Source organism: Bradyrhizobium sp. CCBAU 25360, assembly GCF_028128695.1.
GTDB lineage: Bacteria > Pseudomonadota > Alphaproteobacteria > Rhizobiales > Xanthobacteraceae > Bradyrhizobium > Bradyrhizobium ottawaense.
This window is the reverse complement of record NZ_LBJA01000043.1, coordinates 447,579-462,682: the sequence shown is the minus strand read 5'-3', so window position 1 is coordinate 462,682 and position 15,104 is coordinate 447,579. Positions and strand designations below refer to the sequence as shown.

The following is a 15,104-nucleotide window of genomic DNA, read 5'->3' as shown; positions in this document are numbered from 1 at the left end:
GGCGGCCGCCGTCCGGAAAACCCGCATGGCCGCCGGCCTCGAAAGGTCTATTCGCTCAGCGGATGGCTGCCATTTCCCTGGTATGCCAGCATTGCCCCGGCGGGCCGGAATGTGTCATGTAACCCCGGTTTTTTCCGAGATGGCGCGCCATCCGCGCCACGGGCCCAAGAGAGCAAGAATTCGATGAGAAACTTTCATTTCCCAGGCAGGTCCACGGTCCACGCCACCAACGCGATGGTGGCGACCTCGCATCCGCAGGCCTCGCTCGCCGCGATCGAGGTGTTGCGCGAAGGGGGCACCGCGGTGGACGCGGCGGTAGCGGGTTCGGCCCTGCTTGGCGTGATCGAGCCGCAATCGACCGGCATCGGCGGCGACTGCTTTGCGCTGATCCAGCCGCGCGGCGAGGGCAAGATCATCGCCTATAACGGCTCCGGCCGTGCCCCGAAGGCGGCGAACGTCGACTGGTACCTGGAGCGCAAGATCAATTCGGTGCCGCTGACCTCGGCGCATGCGGTCTCGATCCCCGGCGTGGTCGATGCCTTCGCGACCGTCTTGCGCGACCATGGCAAGTTCGGCTTCGACCGGCTGCTCCAGCCCGCGATCAAGGCGGCCGAGGAAGGCTACGTCGTCGCACCCCGCATCGCCTTCGACTGGAAGAACCAGTTCGAGAAGCTGAAGGGCGGTACCAACACAGTGCGTTACCTGTTGCCGGGCGGTAAGCCGCCGGTGGCCGGCGACGTCATCCGCCAGGCCGAGCTCGGCAAGACCCTGCGCGCGATCGCCAAGGACGGCCGCGACGCCTTCTACAAGGGCCCGATTGCCGAAGACATGGTCGAGACCCTCAGGGGCATCGGCGGCTTGCACACGCTCGACGATTTCGCCGCGCACACCACCGAGACGACGACGCCGATCGGCACCGTGTACAAGGGCTACGACGTCTGGCAGTGCCCGCCGAACGGACCCGGCCTCACCATGCTGCTGATGCTGAACATCCTGTCGCGGTTCGACCTGACGAAATACGCGCCGCTCAGCATCGAGCGTTTCCATCTCGAAGCTGAGGCCGCGCGCATCGCGTACATGCACCGCGAGCTGCACGTTGCCGATCCCGACCACATGCAGGTCGAGGTCGCCAGGATCCTCGCCAAGGAATTCTGCGACGAGCACATCGCCAAGATCCGCATGGACGGCATGCTCGACCTGCCGAACGTCGCACCGCCGATGAATCCGTCGACGATCTACATCACCGTCGTGGACAAGGACCGCAACGTCTGCTCGTTCATCAATTCGATCGCGCATTCCTTCGGCTCGGCGATCGTCTCGAACAAGACCGGCGTCCTGTTCCAGAACCGCGCCGGCGGCTTCCGCATCCAGCCCGGCCATCCCAACTGCATCGCCGGCGGCAAGCGGCCGCTGCACACGATCATGCCGAGCCTGCTCACCAAGGGCGGCCGCTCCGTGATGCCGTTCGCGGTGATGGGCGGGCAGTACCAGCCGGTCGGCCAGACCCGCGTCGTGACCAACATCCTCGACTATGGCTGCGATGTGCAGGAGGCGATCGACATGCCGCGCGGCCTGCACTACGAGGGCCAGTATCAGCTCGAGGACAGCGTGCCGACTGACATCGTCGAGGGCCTGAAGAAGCTCGGCCACAAGACCACCAGTGTGGTCGGCCCGCTCGGTGGTGCGCAGGCGATCTGGATCGACTGGGAGAAGGGCACGCTCACCGGCGGCTCCGATCCGCGCAAGGACGGCTGCGCGCTCGGCTATTGAGTGCTGCCGCGCGGGGTTCCGCGCGCAAGATCAGGAAAAGTTGACGAAGGGCGGCGCGGCATTTGCTGCGTCGCCCTTTCTCGTTCGGAACAGAGTTCATTGCTTCCGGTTAAGGGGCGATGGGCGGTGCAGGCGTGCGCTGCTTTGCAGATAAGCGGCGGAGGCGTCGATGTCCGACACATCAAGTTCCAAACAATCAGCATTCGATCGGCGCGCCTTCATGGCCGGCGCGGCTGGCAGTGCGCTCGTCCCGATCACCGCGCGCGCGGCCACAGAGGAAGCCAAAGCCCCAGCTGCACAGGACCCCTCACTTCCCGTCGACGTCACGCTGCGGGTCAACGGCAAGGACAAGCGCCTGCGCATCGACGCGCGCACCACGGTGCTCGATGCGCTGCGCGACCACCTCAAGCTCACCGGCAGCAAGAAAGGCTGCGACCACGGCCAGTGCGGCGCCTGCACGGTGCTGATCGACGATCGGCGGGTGGTGTCGTGCCTGACGCTCGCGCTCGCGGCGGAAGGGCAGGAGATCACGACGATCGAGGGGCTGGCGACCGACGATCGCCTGCACCCGATGCAACAGGCTTTCGTCGACAACGATGCGTTCCAGTGCGGCTATTGCACGCCTGGCCAGATCATGTCCGCCGTGGCTTGCGTCAAGGAGGGACATGCCGGGAGCGAAGCCGACATCCGCGAATACATGAGCGGCAACATCTGCCGTTGCGCGGCCTATCCCAACATCGTCGCGGCCGTGAAGCAGGCCGCGCCCGAGATCATGAAAGGCTAGGCGCATGCGACCTTTTTCGTATCAACGGGCAACAGACCCCGACATGGCCGTGCAGGCGCTGAGCGCTGCCGCGGCGGCAGCCAGCAATCCGTTGACCCAGGCGACAGCCCAGCCGCTTGCGGGCGGCACCACGCTGATCGATTTGATGAAGCTCGACGTGATGCGGCCCGCCGCGATCGTCGATATCAATCCGCTCGCGCACGCCTGGTCGGCGATCGAGCCCGGCAGCGACAGCTTGCGGCTCGGCGCGCTCGCAAAGATGTCCGATGTGGCCGCCCATGCCGAGATCCAACGCAATTATCCGGTGATCGCGAGTTCCCTGAAGCTCGCAGCCAGCGCCCAGTTGCGCAACATGGCAACGCTCGGCGGCAACGTGATGCAGCGGACGCGCTGCAGTTATTTCCGCGACGTCTCCTACGAGAATTGCAACAAGCGCAATCCCGGTTCCGGCTGTGCCGCCATGGACGGCGTCAACCGCATGCATGCCGTCCTCGGCACGTCAGATCAGTGCATTGCGACCTATCCCGGCGATTTCGCGCAGGCGTTGATCGCCCTCGATGCCGTGGTCGAGATCACGGGCAGGGCCGGCACGCGCACGATGCCGTTCGCAGAGCTGCACAAGGCGCCGGGGAACTCCCCCGACATCGAGACAACGCTTCAGCCCGGCGAGCTGATTTCGGCCTTTTCGATCCGGGGCCGCTGGCCTCGCTCGGTGTATCTCAAGGCGCGCGACCGGCAATCCTACGAGTTCGCACTGTCCTCGGCTGCGATCGCGCTCGACGTGCAAGAGGGCACGATCCGGGATGCGCGCGTCGGGCTCGGCGGCGTCGCCACCATGCCCTGGCGGGCGCGCGAGGCGGAGGCGCTGCTGAAGGGACAAAAGTTCGACGAAGCTCTGGCGCAACGCGTCGCTGATGCTGCTTTCGCAGACGCCCGCGGCCGCCGGCACAACAGCTTCAAGATCGCGCTCGGCAAGCGCGTGGTGGCGCGCGCGCTCCAGCAGGCCGTAACGATGGAGATCTGATCATGACCGCTGCAGCTCCCTCGCCCAAGTCGAATATGGGCCAGCCCGTGCCGCGCTATGATGCGGCTGCAAAGGTCACGGGGCGGGCGACCTACGCCTCCGACATGCCGCTGGATAATCCGGCCTATGCATTCCTGGTCACCAGTGCGATTGCCAAGGGCCGCATCGACCGTTTCGATCTCGATGAGGCCAAGGGTGTCCGCGGCGTAATCGAGATCGTCACCCACGAGAACGCCCCGAAGCTGAGGGAGTCGAAGCTATTCAGCAATGGCGGCTATGCCGGAACCACGATCCAGCCGCTGAAGTCGGCCGAGATCGCCCATGACGGCCAGATTATCGCTGTCGTTGTCGCGGAGAGTTACGAGGCCGCGCGCGAGGCCGCCAATCGTGTCAAGGTCAGCTACACCGCCACCGCGCCCAGCGCGAGCTTCGATTCGCCGGGAACAACCACGGCTGCCGCAAAGGGCCAGAACGCGCAGTTCAAGGAAGACCCCGCGGTCGGCGATTTCGCCAAGGCATTCGATGCGGCCGAGGTCAAGCTCACCGCCGCCTACGACACGCCGACGCAGCATCACAATCCGATGGAGCTGTTTTCGACGAGCTGCGCCTGGATGGGCGACAATCTCGTCATCTACGAAGGCAGTCAATTCGTCTATGGCTTGAAGCACGGCGTCGCCGAGCAGCTCGGCATCGACGCCGACAAGGTGCGCGTGGTCAATCCCTATGTCGGCGGCGGCTTTGGTTCGCGCGGTTCGATGACGCCGCGGACCGCCATCATCGCCGGCATTGCCAAGCGCCTGGGCCGCCCGATCAAGCTGGTCCCGACCCGCGATCAGGGTTTCACCATTACGACCCACCGTGCCGAGACGCGCCAGGAGATCAAGCTTGGCGCAAACCGGGACGGCAAGCTGCTGGCTTTGAGGCATGAGGGCGCCGAGGTCTCCTCGCGCGCCGATGCCTATTGCGTCGGCGGCACCAAGACGACGACGCGGCTCTATGCCTGCCCGAACGTCGACAGCCTGGTGTCGATCGTGCGTGCCGACCGCAACACGCCGGGCTTCATGCGCTCGCCGCCGGAGGTGCCGTATCTGTTTGCGCTGGAGAGCGCGATGGACGAGCTCGCGGTTAAGCTGAACATGGATCCGGTCGAGCTTCGGCGCATCAACGACACCACCAACGAGCCGATCGGTGGCAAGCCCTACACCTCGCGCTCGCTGATGGCGTGCTTCGACGAGGCCGCCAAGGCCTTCGGCTGGGCGCAGCGCTCGCCGCAGCCGAAATCGATGTCGGACGGCGACTGGCTGATCGGCTATGGCTGTGCCGCGACCTGCTATCCGACGCAGATGGGGCCGTCGGCCGCGCGCGTGCGCCTGCAGCGCGACGGCCGGACCCGGGTCGAGATCGCCGGCCACGAGATCGGCACCGGTGCCTATACGGTCATCGCCCAGACCGCGGCCGAGCGCCTCGGCGTGCCCCTCGAGAAAGTTGCGGTCTTCATGGGTGACAGCGATCTGCCACCGGCGCCGGTTGCCGGCGGCTCGAACTCGACCGCGAGCACCTGCTCGGCGGTGATGATGGTGTGCGACCAGATTCGCCAGCGCCTGTTCAAGGCCGCGATGCCGGCTCAAAGCCTGACCGACCGGGCCAAGGAGACCGTGGGTCTCGGCCAGACACCGGCCACGCAGGCGGCGAAGGGCGATCGTCCACTCGACATCGAGAAGGCCTTCGACGCGCTCGGTGTCGGCGTCGTCGAGGAATATGGCGAGTGGAAGCCGGAAGGCGCGCCGCTGGATTCTTTCCGCGCCATGCACAACGGGCAGGTGCGGCTCGTCGGCGGTCATGCCATGAAAGACCAGATCGCCTACGCATTCGGCGCCGAGTTCGTCGAGGTCCGTGTCAATCGCTTCACCCACGAAATCCGCTGTCCTCGCCTCGTCGGTGCGTTTGCGGCGGGCAGGATCATGAATCCGCGCACGGCGCGCAGCCAGCTGATGGGCGGACTGATCTGGGGCATGTCGTCGGCACTGCTGGAGGCCACCGAAATCGACGAGCGCAATGCGCGCTACGTCAACGACAATCTTGCCGACTACCTCGTGCCCGTGAATGCGGACGTCGCCGGAGTCGAGGTCATTTTGCTCTCCGAGCAGGATGACCGCATCAATCCCGTCGGCGTGAAGGGCCTCGGCGAGCTCGCCAATGTCGGCACCAATGCCGCGATCTGCAACGCGATCCACCACGCCACCGGCCAGCGCATCCGCAAGCTCCCGGTCCGACTGGAAAATATCGAGGTGTGAGGGGTGGAAACCGCACCCGCGTTGCGCTAGACACCTTCCGCCTCAAACGGAAGGTGCCTTATGCAGCGTTTCCAGCGCGCGCTCCTCACCCTGATGTCGGCACTCGCGATCACGGTGATCGCAGGCGTGTCGCATTTCGTTTCCACCACGGCCTCGGCCCAGACCGCAGGAAAGACCATGACCACAGCTTCAGGCTTGCAGATCATCGACTCCACCGTCGGCACCGGTGCCTCGCCGCAGCCCGGCCAGATCTGCGTGATGCACTATACCGGCTGGCTCTATGAGAACGGCCAGAAGGGCAAGAAATTCGATAGCTCCGTCGATCGCAAGGAGCCGTTCGAATTCCCGATCGGCAAGGGCCGTGTCATCGGCGGCTGGGACGAGGGCGTCGCCTCGATGAAGGTCGGCGGCAAGCGCACGCTGATCATCCCGCCGCAGCTCGGCTACGGTGCCCGCGGCGCCGGCGGCGTGATCCCGCCGAACGCGACGCTGATGTTCGACGTGGAATTGCTCGCGGTGAAGTGACGCATCGCGTCATTCCGGGATGGTCCGAAAGGACCAGACCCGGAATCTCGAGATTCCGGGCTCGGTGCTACGCGCCGCCCCGGAATGACGGCAAGAAAAAGACCGGCCTTTCGGCCGGTCTTTTCGCTTTTAGATGCCGCGCGTCATTCCGTCGCGCGCTTTGCTCCTGCCGCTGCGCGATCGATCGCGTCCTTTGCGGCGTCCTTGGCATCGCCCATGGCCTGCTGGCCCTTGCCCTTCACTTCCTGGACCACGCCTTCGCCCTTCATGCGTTCGGAACCGGTGGCTTCACCGATGCCCTGCTTGGCCTTGCCGATCGCTTCGTTGGCGTTACCCTTGATCTTGTCGGTCGTGCTACCCATGAGACTCTCCTTCCATTTTGCTCGCAAAGGCAACGTCCCGCAGCTACGAGGGTTCCGATTTTGGTATGGCTCGCGAGTGCGGCTTCGGGTTAGTTTGCCGCGCACGGAACCAACAGAAAGCAAGTCCATGACCGGCCATGACCATTCGCATTCCCACCATGACCACGATCACGACGATCGCTGGAAACATGACGGCGTGCGCGTCATTCCCGGCAACCAGCTCGATACCAACGTGCCGTCGACGGCGGGCATGGACCGCGCGGCCGCGATCAATTTCGCGCGCGTCGGCGCCCAGAAATTGTGGGCCGGCACCGTCAGCATCAAGCCCGATGCCAAGACCGGCGCACACCATCACGGCCATCTCGAAAGCGTCATCTACGTGGTGAAGGGCAAGGCGCGGATGCGCTGGGGCGAGAGCCTGCAATTCACCGCGGAGGCCGGCCCCGGCGATTTCATCTTCGTCCCGCCTTACGTGCCGCACCAGGAGATCAACGCCAGCCCCGACGAGGTGCTGGAATGCGTGCTGGTGCGCAGCGACGGCGAGGCAGTGGCGATCAACCTCGACATCGAGCCGGTCGAGAAGCCCCAGACAGTGCTGTGGGTCGACCCCATCCACCGGGATCCGAACGAGAAGAAGTAAGACCGCCCCGCGGTGGGAGGCGCGATCGTCTCCGGGGGGTGAAAAAATATCCGGAAGCCGTGTCGGGTGGCCCCCTGGCGATCCGTCCTTGGGCAGAACCCGCCCAAGGAGCTTCCGATGCCCAGGATGATTTTCCTCAATCTTCCCGTGACCGACCTCAAACGTGCGACCGCCTTCTATGAGGCGGTCGGCGCGACCCGGAACCCGCAATTCAGCGACGACACGGCGAGCTGCATGGTCTTTTCCGAGGCCATCTACGTGATGCTGGCGACCCACGACAAATTCCGCCAGTTCACGCCGAAGCCGATCGCAGATGCCAGGACCTCGAATCAGGCGCTGTTCTGCCTGTCCGCCGACACCCGCAACGAGGTCGACGCGATTGTCGGCAAGGCAGAGGCGGCAGGCGGGGTGGCCGATCCCAGCCCGAAGGACGAATACAGCTTCATGTACGGCCGCAGCTTCGAGGATCCGGATGGCCACATGTGGGGTGTGAACTGGCTGGACATGGCGGCTGTCCCTCCGCAGCCCGTTATGGCGAATGCCTGATCCCAGTCCGTCGAACGCTAAACCAACGAGGAGCATTCACGATGTCCAAGGTCGTACCCTGCATGTGGTTCAACGGCGATGCCGAGGAAGCCGCGAAGTTCTATGTCTCGCTCGTGCCGAACTCGGCGATCACGCACGTTCAGCGCAATGTTTCGGACGGCCCCTCCGGCAAGGAAGGCTCCGTGCTCGTCGTCGAGTTCATGGTCGCCGGTCAGCCGCTGGTCGCGCTCAACGGCGGGATGAAGATGGAATATACCCATGCCATTTCGCTGATGATCCATTGTGATGATCAGGCCCAGGTCGACAGCGTCTGGAATGCGTTCCTCGCCCATGGCGGCAAGGAAGAGCAATGCGGCTGGCTCCGGGATCGCTGGGGCGTGGCCTGGCAGGTGGTGCCGAAGGTGATGTTCGAATTCCTGTCGAGCCCGGACAGGGCAGCGGCCGCGCGCGCGATGCAGGCGATGATGAAGATGGTGAAGCTGGATGTCGACGTGCTGCGCCGCGCGTTCGAGGGCAAGTCGGCGGCGTGACGACGACACGGGTGCCGTAGGTGGGCAAAGGCGATCTTGCGCCGTGCCCACGATCCGACTCCGGTGGAGACAAGTGGTGGGCACGCGTTCGCTTTGCCCACCCTACGAAGCTGCCTCAGTAATTTATCCGTAAGCCCACGCCGCCGTGGATGGTGTTGCCGACGGGCTGCGGGCCGAGCGTGCCGTTGGCGAAGAGATCCACGACCCAGCCCTTCTGCACGCGGAAGCCGAGCCGCCCGCCATATTCGAACCAGCCCTGGTTGCCCATGGTCGGCACCACCACGCCATCGCCGGTCACGGTGGCGACGATGCCGCTGTGGCTCGCAAACGACTGCACCCAGCCGCCGTTGATGTTGGTCTCGACGTTGCTGCCGAACAGATGCGTCCACTGGCCGCCGATCTTGACCAGGCTGGTACGGTCGGTGCCGGTCGCGATGGTGGCGTCGAACGGGTTGAAGGCCACGGCATTGTCGCTGTAGCCGGACACGCGCTGCCAGAGCTGCCAGACTTCGATCGAAGCTGCGACCTCGTCGCGCGGCGAGACGCGGCTCATCCAGCCGGCGCGGCCGTAGACCGCATAGTTCGAAGCGTTGGTCGAACTCGTCACGCTCACAGGACCGAGGCTGGTATTGTAGCTGCGGGTGTAGCGCGCCTTCTCCCACGGCGTCAGGATCGTTCCGACGTCGAAGAACGGACGTGACGATCCCCAGTCGGTGAAGTCGTAGCGGAGGGCAAAGGCGCCGATCGGCGCGCCGGTGATCTTGTAGCCCCCCTCGTTGTAGTGCGTGTAGGCGATGCCGGCGAGCAGCGACAGATTGTTGGTGAGCTCCTTGCGGCCGTGGATGCCGGCCGAGAACGAGCCGGCCGAGCCGAACGCGCTGATGCAGTCGCTGCAATTGACCTGCTCGTTGACGCCGAGCAGGACCGTGCCGAGCACCCGGTTGGTGATCATCTGGTTGAAGCGCTGGCCCGCGAGGCCGCCGATCGAATTGCCGCTGGAATCGGCCCCGGTCGGTGTCGGGCTCGGCGACGGATATGGACTCGGCGACGGGGAAGGATAGGGGCTCGGCGAAGGGGTGGGTGAGGGCGACGGAGAATATGTCGGCGTCGGAGATGGTGAATAGGTCGGGTAGGGCGTCGGCTCGCCGCATCCGATTTCGCAGGTCGCTTGAGCTGCGGCGGGACGAATGTCGAGCGCGACAAACGCCAGCGCAGCGGCCGCGGTCAGCAGGCCGGTGAGGGCGAAGAGCCGAAAGTTGAATTTCGCCATCGTCAGCGCCCGCACAGCATGCCGTCGTCCTGGACGGCCGGCGTGATGGTCGGCGAGGCGCCGGCATATTGGTTCACCGCGCACAGGCCGGCACTTGCGGCGCAGTTGGCGGCGAAGGTCCAGGGCGGCGTGTTGGTCTTGGTGATCGAGACCTTGCCGCCGGTTGATGTTATGATTGCGGTGTCGCCCGGCTGGGTGAGCTGCACGCATTGTGAGCTCGTCGTGCAGACGCTCGCCGCGCCGTCCTGAAGCACCACGACGGAGCGTCCGCGCTGCGAGAGGATGTCGAGCGTGGTGCCGCGCACACCGATGGTCGCAAGCGGCGTCGTGATCTTGTAGGCGGTCTTCTCGGAATGTCCGGTAACGAAACGGAATGCGCCGGTGGTCATGCGGATCGCGACGTCACGATAGCTGTGCTCGTCGTTGAAGACGGTGCGGTCGAGCTTGAGCGTGGCGCCGGGGCCGAGCGACAGATTGGTGCTGTCGGCCATCACGAAGCGCGCGGCACTGTCGACGCCGGTGCGCACGGTCTCGTCGCGCAGCATGCTGTCGCCGACACTGATCGGCGTGGTGGCCGCGGCCACGCGCACCACTTCGTTCTGGATCACGACCGCTTCGCCGACGCGCGTCTGCGCCTGCGCAGCAGGCGCCGCGCACAATGCGGCCGACGACAGGATAGGGAAAAGCCAGAAACGGAAATTCATTTCGCAACCGATCGATGTGTCCCTGATCGTACCGGATCGCGCGCGCTTCTGATGTGGCGAAATTATCACAAGCGGAGCGGTACGTGCGTTATGCTTAGTGACAGCCGCGGGGGAATGCGTTCAATGAAAGCAGCGATCTCTATTTTTGTCCGCGGTGACGCAAATTTGCCACGCAAAACATCCCCACAGCAGCTGCTTGAACGGTCCGCAGTTCCGAGATTGTCGCGAAGCGCAGTGGTAGCTGTCGCTATTTTCCTAGCTGCCCATCTCGCGCTGCTGATCGGCCTCGCGACGCCGGAGAAGTTCGTCTTTGACGAGGTGCACTACGTGCCGGCGGCGCGGCAGATGCTGGCCCCGGCGATGTCGCAGCCGATGCTCAATCCGATGCATCCGCCGCTGGCCAAGGAGCTGATCGCGGCGTCGATCGCGGCCTTCGGCGACAACGCGCTCGGCTGGCGTTATCCCGCAACATTGTTCGGCGCATTGGCGATCGTCGCGATCTATCTGTGCGGGCTCGCGCTGTTCTCCGCGCAAGGGCCCGCGATCGCCGCGGCGCTGATCGCCGCCTTGAACCAGATGCTCTACGTGCAGGCGCGCATCGCCATGCTCGACATCTTTGCGCTCGGCTTCGGTCTGCTCGCGACCGCCGCCTTCATGCATGGTTTTCGACGAGAGCGGCCGCAGGCGCTGTTCGCGCTCGCCGGCAGCCTGTTCGGTCTGGCCGCTTCCTGCAAATGGAGTGGCCTGTTTCCACTCGGCGTCTGCATCGTCATCGTCGCGGTGATCCGCCTGATGCAGGGCTGGCGCACGCTGTTCGCCGACGCGAAGCCGGACGACTGGTACCGGCCGGACCTCTGGCCCGGCCTGAGGCTGCATCATGTCGCGCTCTGCTTCGCCATCCTCCCGGCGATGACGTATCTTGCGGCTTTCGTTCCGCTCTACGGCGTGTCGTTGCCGGATCTGATCGAGGCGCAGCGCCGGATCTTCGCCGACAACACCACGACCGCGATCGCCGGACACACTTATATGAGCGCGTGGCCATCCTGGCCGCTGCTCGCGCGCCCGGTGTGGTTCCTGTTCGACAAGAGCGCGGAGGACAACGTCTCCGCAATCGTCTTCCTCGGCAATCCGCTGGTGTTGTGGCCGGCTCTGCTCGCACTCGCGCTCGTGCTGCGCGATTTCATCGTGCTGCGCCGCTGGGATGCGTTCCTGATCGCGGCGTTCTATTTCGGTCCCTGGCTCGCCTGGGCATTGCTGCCGCGCACGCTCGGGTTCATCTACTACTATCTGCCGTCCGCCACCGCGGCGTCGCTCGCGCTGGTCTATGTGCTGCGCCGGGACGGCCTGCCGCGCTGGCTGCTGTGGGCCTATGTCGGTGTCGCCGCGATCGGCTTTGCGGTCATGCTGCCCATCTCTGCGGCCTTCATCGGCACGTCGATGCGGAGTTTTGGCCGGCTGATGCTGTTCCAGAGCTGGATATGACATCGCCGCCTGCCGGGGCGGCAGGCGGCGAGCCTTCTGTCGCGATCAAATCGAGATCATTTCGACGCGGTCTTGGTGTCCATGTTCACGACCTGGACGCGGCGGTTGACCGGGTCGGCGCCGTGGGCGGCATCCTTCAGCTTGGTCTTGCCGTAGCCGACGGTGACGAGATCGGTGCCGTTCAGGCCGTAGTTCTGCACCAGGTACTTCTTGATGGTGTCGGCGCGGCGCTCGGAGAGGCCTTGATTGTACTCTTCACCACCGACCGCGTCGGTGTGGCCGGCGACCACGAAGGTCGAGCCCTTCAGCGCCGGATCGGACAGCGCCTTGCCGAGCGCCTGCACCGAGGGCACCGAGGTCTTGGCGATGTCGGCCGAGTTGTAGTCGAACTGGATTTCCAGATCGATCTTCGGCTTGGTCGCGGCGAGTTCGGCAATCTGCTCGCGCTCACCCGTCGAGAGCGAACGGGTCGAGCGGTTGCGCACGGTGTTGAGGAATGTCGATTCCTTGGCCTGCGCCGCCGGATCGGCCTGCGGACCGGCGGACAGGCCACGGGTCGCCGGCTTCGGCTTCAGTGCATCCAGGATCTGGCCTGTGGAGACATTGTTGTCACCGGCTACAGCCAGGCCCGCCGTCATCGACAGCGCGGCGGAAAGAGCTATCGCCTTCAGTCCAAAGAACTTATCAAAACGGGTCATTGTCGTATCCTCGCTGTTACGCCTGATAGCGATTTGATGCTGCGAGCATAAGGCAGGTTCAAAGGTCCTGATGTGATCTTGGTCACGGTGGCTACAGCCGGTTCCGGGCCCATCCTAGCTCATTCCGGGTGTTTCGGGCATCGGACCGGCACGTTTCGCGATGGCCCCGGGGACAAGGGCCGATCGGACCAATAGCAGTCGTCGCACGCGCCGCGGCGTGGGTTCAAGCAGCGGCAATCCCCGGTGTGATTGGAATCACCTTGCGAGCGCATGCTCATTCCCCTCCGTACCGTGGGAGGTGGCTGACCAAGGGTTCCGGCGCTGGCGAGGGCCGGCAGACTCGGCGGCGGTGCACACCGATCGTCGCAAAGCCGTCGCCGCACGGCCCGGCCGTGAACAAGAAATCGGCCAGATGCGCGCCTAGCAGGACGTTGTCCCCGCCAATCTCCGAATGAAGGAGCCGAGTTCCGTCCAGTGCCGAGGCCAAGTGACTATCAGCGTGACTACTTCAATCGCAGCGGCCCGCCGGATCGGACAGTGTCCCTGAGCTCAATGTCCATCTATATCGGTGCGGCCATGATCGCGGTGGCCATCCTGCTGTCGACGCTGATCACCGGGCTGACCTCCCGCTATGTCGGACTCGAAGCGCCGACCGACGAGAACGTGTGGCTGGTCGACCGCCTCACCGGCAGCGTCTATCGCTGCCAGGCGGAGGGGCGCGGCAAGGCCCTGTGCGAGCCGGTTGTCGCCACCGGAAGCCTCGGGGACCGGCCCAAGACCCCGAAGGATGGCCGCTAGGCCCTCCGCCTTCGCACTGCAGCAAGAAAATTGTCTTCTCCGCGAAACGTCAGCGCGAGAGAATACGTAATTGCGAAGGCCGGCATGACGCCGGTTTTGTTTTACGGAGGAGACTTTTCGATGAAGATCTTGCTCACGTCTGCAGCCTTTGTCGCGTTTACCCTTTCGCTGTCCCCCGCATCTGCCGCGATGATGGCGTGCACCAAGGACAACATGATGAAATCCGCAGCCATGATGGGCGGCACGCCCGACACGCCGGCCAAGATGGCGGCGAACAAGGAAATGGCCATGGCCAACACGGACATGAGCAACGGCAAGATGAAGAGCGCCTGCATGCACTACATGAAGTCGCAGAAGGCGATGACGATGAAGTAGGCGCGAGGCGCGCCACCATCCGGCCGCGCTGTCAGCAGATGGCAGCGCGGTTTTTTTGACTGCTGCCTCGAGGTCTTCTTTTTCTTCTTCTTTTTCTTGGCGCGAATCCCGCTACATTCCTCCCCGCAATGTCACGCGCGCCAAAACCGCTCCACCTCACCACGACACAGGCCCGGCAGATCTGGCTGCATGCGCAGCGGCTGGATGAGCGCGCGCCGTTCGGCGACGGAGCTCGGGCCGTCGCGGACGCGGTGGCTCATCTCGGCTATGTGCAGATCGACACCATCAACGTCATCGAGCGCTGCCATCACCACATCCTGTTCAGCCGTATCCCGTCCTACCGCCGCGCCGATCTGCGCCACGCGCAGAGCGTCGACAGAAGCGTGTTCGAGTATTGGACGCACGCGCTCTCCTACGTACCCGCCGGCGACTTCCGCTTCTTCCTGCCGGCGATGCGCGAGCACCGCCGCGAAGGGCACAAATGGTTCGCCTCGGTGAAGCCTGCCGACACGCGCAAGGTGATGCGGCTGGTGCGCGCCGGGCCGCTGACGATCCGCGACATCGAGGACGACGTGCTCACCGAGAAGGAGCATCTGTGGCAGAGCCGCAAGCCCTCGAAGCGGGCGTTGCAGCTCGCCTTCTATACCGGCGCCGTGACCATCAGCGAGCGGCAGGGCATGCTCAAGACCTACGAGCTGATGACGCGGCATTTCGGCTGGGACACACTGCCCAGGCCAGCCTCAGCCAGGGAGATTACGACCTATCTGCTCGACCGCGCGCTGCGGTCGCAGGGCGTGGTGAGTCTGGATTCGATCTGCCACCTCGACGCGCCGCGCAAGAAGGCGGTGGTCGGCCTGATCGCCTCCCGCGTCCGCCGCGGCGAGCTCGTGCCTGTTGTGATCGACGGCGCCGGCAAGCAGGAGCATTGGGCGGCGCCGACCACGCTCGAGGCGAACGGTGAGGTAGTCTCGCCTGATCTCGTCCACATCCTCTCGCCGTTCGACCCGCTGATCATCCAGCGCAAGCGCACCAGTCTCATCTTCGGCTACAACCACCTGTTCGAGGCCTATGTGCCGAAAGCCAAACGCAAGCTCGGCTATTTTGCGCTGCCGGTGCTGGTCGGCGACGAGATCGTCGCCGCGCTCGATCTGAAGACCGACCGGCAGGCAAAGAAGCTGCTGATGCAGAAATGGACCTGGGTCGGGCAGGGCAAGAAGACGGCGGGGCGCAAGGAGCTCAAGCAAAAGATCGAGGACGAGCTCGATCGCTTCGAGCGGTTTCAATTGTCGGAGTGAACGCTGA

16 protein-coding genes are annotated in these 15,104 nt (G+C 64.7%); 12 read left to right on the top strand and 4 right to left on the bottom strand.

Going from position 1 to position 15,104, the window contains the following annotated elements; translation table 11 throughout:
• Positions 1 to 183 precede the first annotated feature (183 nt).
• The 5 genes from ggt to XH81_RS29160 all read left to right on the top strand — a co-directional run bounded on the left by ggt (position 184) and on the right by XH81_RS29160 (position 6,397).
• The gene (gene ggt / locus XH81_RS29180; protein ID WP_028141771.1) at positions 184 to 1,770 is read left to right on the top strand and encodes a gamma-glutamyltransferase; all 1,587 of its coding nucleotides are present in this window, start codon (positions 184 to 186) and stop codon (positions 1,768 to 1,770) included.
• Positions 1,771 to 1,939: 169 nt separating this feature from the next.
• Positions 1,940 to 2,554 (top strand): (2Fe-2S)-binding protein, encoded by a 615-nt coding sequence (locus XH81_RS29175; RefSeq protein ID WP_028141770.1) that lies wholly within the window; start codon positions 1,940 to 1,942, stop codon positions 2,552 to 2,554.
• 4 nt (positions 2,555 to 2,558) lie between these two features.
• Positions 2,559 to 3,578: an FAD binding domain-containing protein gene (locus XH81_RS29170; protein WP_038972588.1), complete on the top strand. Its 1,020-nt coding sequence runs from the start codon at positions 2,559 to 2,561 to the stop codon at positions 3,576 to 3,578.
• 2 nt (positions 3,579 to 3,580) lie between these two features.
• Positions 3,581 to 5,872 (top strand): xanthine dehydrogenase family protein molybdopterin-binding subunit, encoded by a 2,292-nt coding sequence (locus XH81_RS29165; protein ID WP_028141768.1) that lies wholly within the window; start codon positions 3,581 to 3,583, stop codon positions 5,870 to 5,872.
• Between the two features lie 60 nt (positions 5,873 to 5,932).
• Positions 5,933 to 6,397, top strand: a complete 465-nt coding sequence (locus tag XH81_RS29160) for an FKBP-type peptidyl-prolyl cis-trans isomerase (RefSeq protein ID WP_028141767.1) — start codon at positions 5,933 to 5,935, stop codon at positions 6,395 to 6,397.
• Between the two features lie 143 nt (positions 6,398 to 6,540).
• Here XH81_RS29160 and XH81_RS29155 read toward each other — a convergent pair whose 3' ends face one another.
• On the bottom strand, positions 6,541 to 6,759 hold the full coding sequence (locus tag XH81_RS29155) for a CsbD family protein (RefSeq protein WP_026202894.1): 219 nt from the start codon (positions 6,757 to 6,759) through the stop codon (positions 6,541 to 6,543).
• 127 nt (positions 6,760 to 6,886) lie between these two features.
• Here XH81_RS29155 and XH81_RS29150 point away from each other — a divergent pair, with 127 nt between their 5' ends.
• The 3 genes from XH81_RS29150 to XH81_RS29140 all read left to right on the top strand — a co-directional run bounded on the left by XH81_RS29150 (position 6,887) and on the right by XH81_RS29140 (position 8,475).
• Positions 6,887 to 7,399, top strand: a complete 513-nt coding sequence (locus XH81_RS29150) for a cupin domain-containing protein (RefSeq protein WP_028141766.1) — start codon at positions 6,887 to 6,889, stop codon at positions 7,397 to 7,399.
• A 117-nt stretch (positions 7,400 to 7,516) separates the two neighbouring features.
• Entirely contained in the window at positions 7,517 to 7,945 is a 429-nt protein-coding gene (locus XH81_RS29145; RefSeq protein ID WP_028141765.1) for a VOC family protein, read from the top strand.
• A gap of 41 nt (positions 7,946 to 7,986) precedes the next feature.
• Positions 7,987 to 8,475: a VOC family protein gene (locus XH81_RS29140; protein WP_028141764.1), complete on the top strand. Its 489-nt coding sequence runs from the start codon at positions 7,987 to 7,989 to the stop codon at positions 8,473 to 8,475.
• Between the two features lie 115 nt (positions 8,476 to 8,590).
• Here the strand turns inward: XH81_RS29140 and XH81_RS29135 are convergent, their stop codons facing one another.
• Positions 8,591 to 9,745, bottom strand: coding sequence for a hypothetical protein (locus XH81_RS29135; RefSeq protein ID WP_038948360.1), 1,155 nt, complete (start codon positions 9,743 to 9,745; stop codon positions 8,591 to 8,593).
• 2 nt (positions 9,746 to 9,747) lie between these two features.
• Positions 9,748 to 10,449, bottom strand: coding sequence for a FecR family protein (locus tag XH81_RS29130; RefSeq protein ID WP_028141762.1), 702 nt, complete (start codon positions 10,447 to 10,449; stop codon positions 9,748 to 9,750).
• Positions 10,450 to 10,500: 51 nt separating this feature from the next.
• Here XH81_RS29130 and XH81_RS29125 point away from each other — a divergent pair, with 51 nt between their 5' ends.
• Positions 10,501 to 11,931, top strand: a complete 1,431-nt coding sequence (locus tag XH81_RS29125; protein WP_038974340.1) for a phospholipid carrier-dependent glycosyltransferase — start codon at positions 10,501 to 10,503, stop codon at positions 11,929 to 11,931.
• 56 nt (positions 11,932 to 11,987) lie between these two features.
• On the opposite strand, the gene XH81_RS29120 is transcribed toward XH81_RS29125, so the two are convergent.
• Positions 11,988 to 12,629 (bottom strand): OmpA family protein, encoded by a 642-nt coding sequence (locus XH81_RS29120; RefSeq protein WP_028141760.1) that lies wholly within the window; start codon positions 12,627 to 12,629, stop codon positions 11,988 to 11,990.
• Between the two features lie 552 nt (positions 12,630 to 13,181).
• On the opposite strand from XH81_RS29120, the gene XH81_RS29115 reads away from it, so the two are divergent.
• The 3 genes from XH81_RS29115 to XH81_RS29105 all read left to right on the top strand — a co-directional run bounded on the left by XH81_RS29115 (position 13,182) and on the right by XH81_RS29105 (position 15,097).
• Complete coding sequence (locus XH81_RS29115) at positions 13,182 to 13,427, top strand: hypothetical protein (RefSeq protein WP_097668763.1); 246 nt, start codon at positions 13,182 to 13,184, stop codon at positions 13,425 to 13,427.
• A gap of 120 nt (positions 13,428 to 13,547) precedes the next feature.
• Positions 13,548 to 13,802 (top strand): hypothetical protein, encoded by a 255-nt coding sequence (locus XH81_RS29110; RefSeq protein WP_028141758.1) that lies wholly within the window; start codon positions 13,548 to 13,550, stop codon positions 13,800 to 13,802.
• Positions 13,803 to 13,930: 128 nt separating this feature from the next.
• Positions 13,931 to 15,097: a winged helix-turn-helix domain-containing protein gene (locus XH81_RS29105; RefSeq protein WP_028141757.1), complete on the top strand. Its 1,167-nt coding sequence runs from the start codon at positions 13,931 to 13,933 to the stop codon at positions 15,095 to 15,097.
• Positions 15,098 to 15,104: the final 7 nt, after the last annotated feature.

What these genes read in the sequence shown, in the direction of transcription:
- XH81_RS29110 (WP_028141758.1), top strand. Translation starts at nt 13,548, where the DNA reads ATGAAGATCTTGCTCACGTCTGCAGCCTTTGTCGCGTTTACCCTTTCG.
- XH81_RS29150 (WP_028141766.1), top strand. Translation starts at nt 6,887, where the DNA reads ATGACCGGCCATGACCATTCGCATTCCCACCATGACCACGATCACGAC.
- XH81_RS29165 (WP_028141768.1), top strand. Translation starts at nt 3,581, where the DNA reads ATGACCGCTGCAGCTCCCTCGCCCAAGTCGAATATGGGCCAGCCCGTG.
- XH81_RS29160 (WP_028141767.1), top strand. Translation starts at nt 5,933, where the DNA reads ATGCAGCGTTTCCAGCGCGCGCTCCTCACCCTGATGTCGGCACTCGCG.
- XH81_RS29120 (WP_028141760.1), bottom strand. Translation starts at nt 12,629, where the DNA reads ATGACCCGTTTTGATAAGTTCTTTGGACTGAAGGCGATAGCTCTTTCC.
- XH81_RS29135 (WP_038948360.1), bottom strand. Translation starts at nt 9,745, where the DNA reads ATGGCGAAATTCAACTTTCGGCTCTTCGCCCTCACCGGCCTGCTGACC.
- XH81_RS29155 (WP_026202894.1), bottom strand. Translation starts at nt 6,759, where the DNA reads ATGGGTAGCACGACCGACAAGATCAAGGGTAACGCCAACGAAGCGATC.
- XH81_RS29145 (WP_028141765.1), top strand. Translation starts at nt 7,517, where the DNA reads ATGCCCAGGATGATTTTCCTCAATCTTCCCGTGACCGACCTCAAACGT.
- XH81_RS29105 (WP_028141757.1), top strand. Translation starts at nt 13,931, where the DNA reads ATGTCACGCGCGCCAAAACCGCTCCACCTCACCACGACACAGGCCCGG.
- XH81_RS29130 (WP_028141762.1), bottom strand. Translation starts at nt 10,449, where the DNA reads ATGAATTTCCGTTTCTGGCTTTTCCCTATCCTGTCGTCGGCCGCATTG.
- XH81_RS29125 (WP_038974340.1), top strand. Translation starts at nt 10,501, where the DNA reads ATGTGGCGAAATTATCACAAGCGGAGCGGTACGTGCGTTATGCTTAGT.
- XH81_RS29140 (WP_028141764.1), top strand. Translation starts at nt 7,987, where the DNA reads ATGTCCAAGGTCGTACCCTGCATGTGGTTCAACGGCGATGCCGAGGAA.
- ggt (WP_028141771.1), top strand. Translation starts at nt 184, where the DNA reads ATGAGAAACTTTCATTTCCCAGGCAGGTCCACGGTCCACGCCACCAAC.
- XH81_RS29175 (WP_028141770.1), top strand. Translation starts at nt 1,940, where the DNA reads ATGTCCGACACATCAAGTTCCAAACAATCAGCATTCGATCGGCGCGCC.
- XH81_RS29170 (WP_038972588.1), top strand. Translation starts at nt 2,559, where the DNA reads ATGCGACCTTTTTCGTATCAACGGGCAACAGACCCCGACATGGCCGTG.
- XH81_RS29115 (WP_097668763.1), top strand. Translation starts at nt 13,182, where the DNA reads ATGTCCATCTATATCGGTGCGGCCATGATCGCGGTGGCCATCCTGCTG.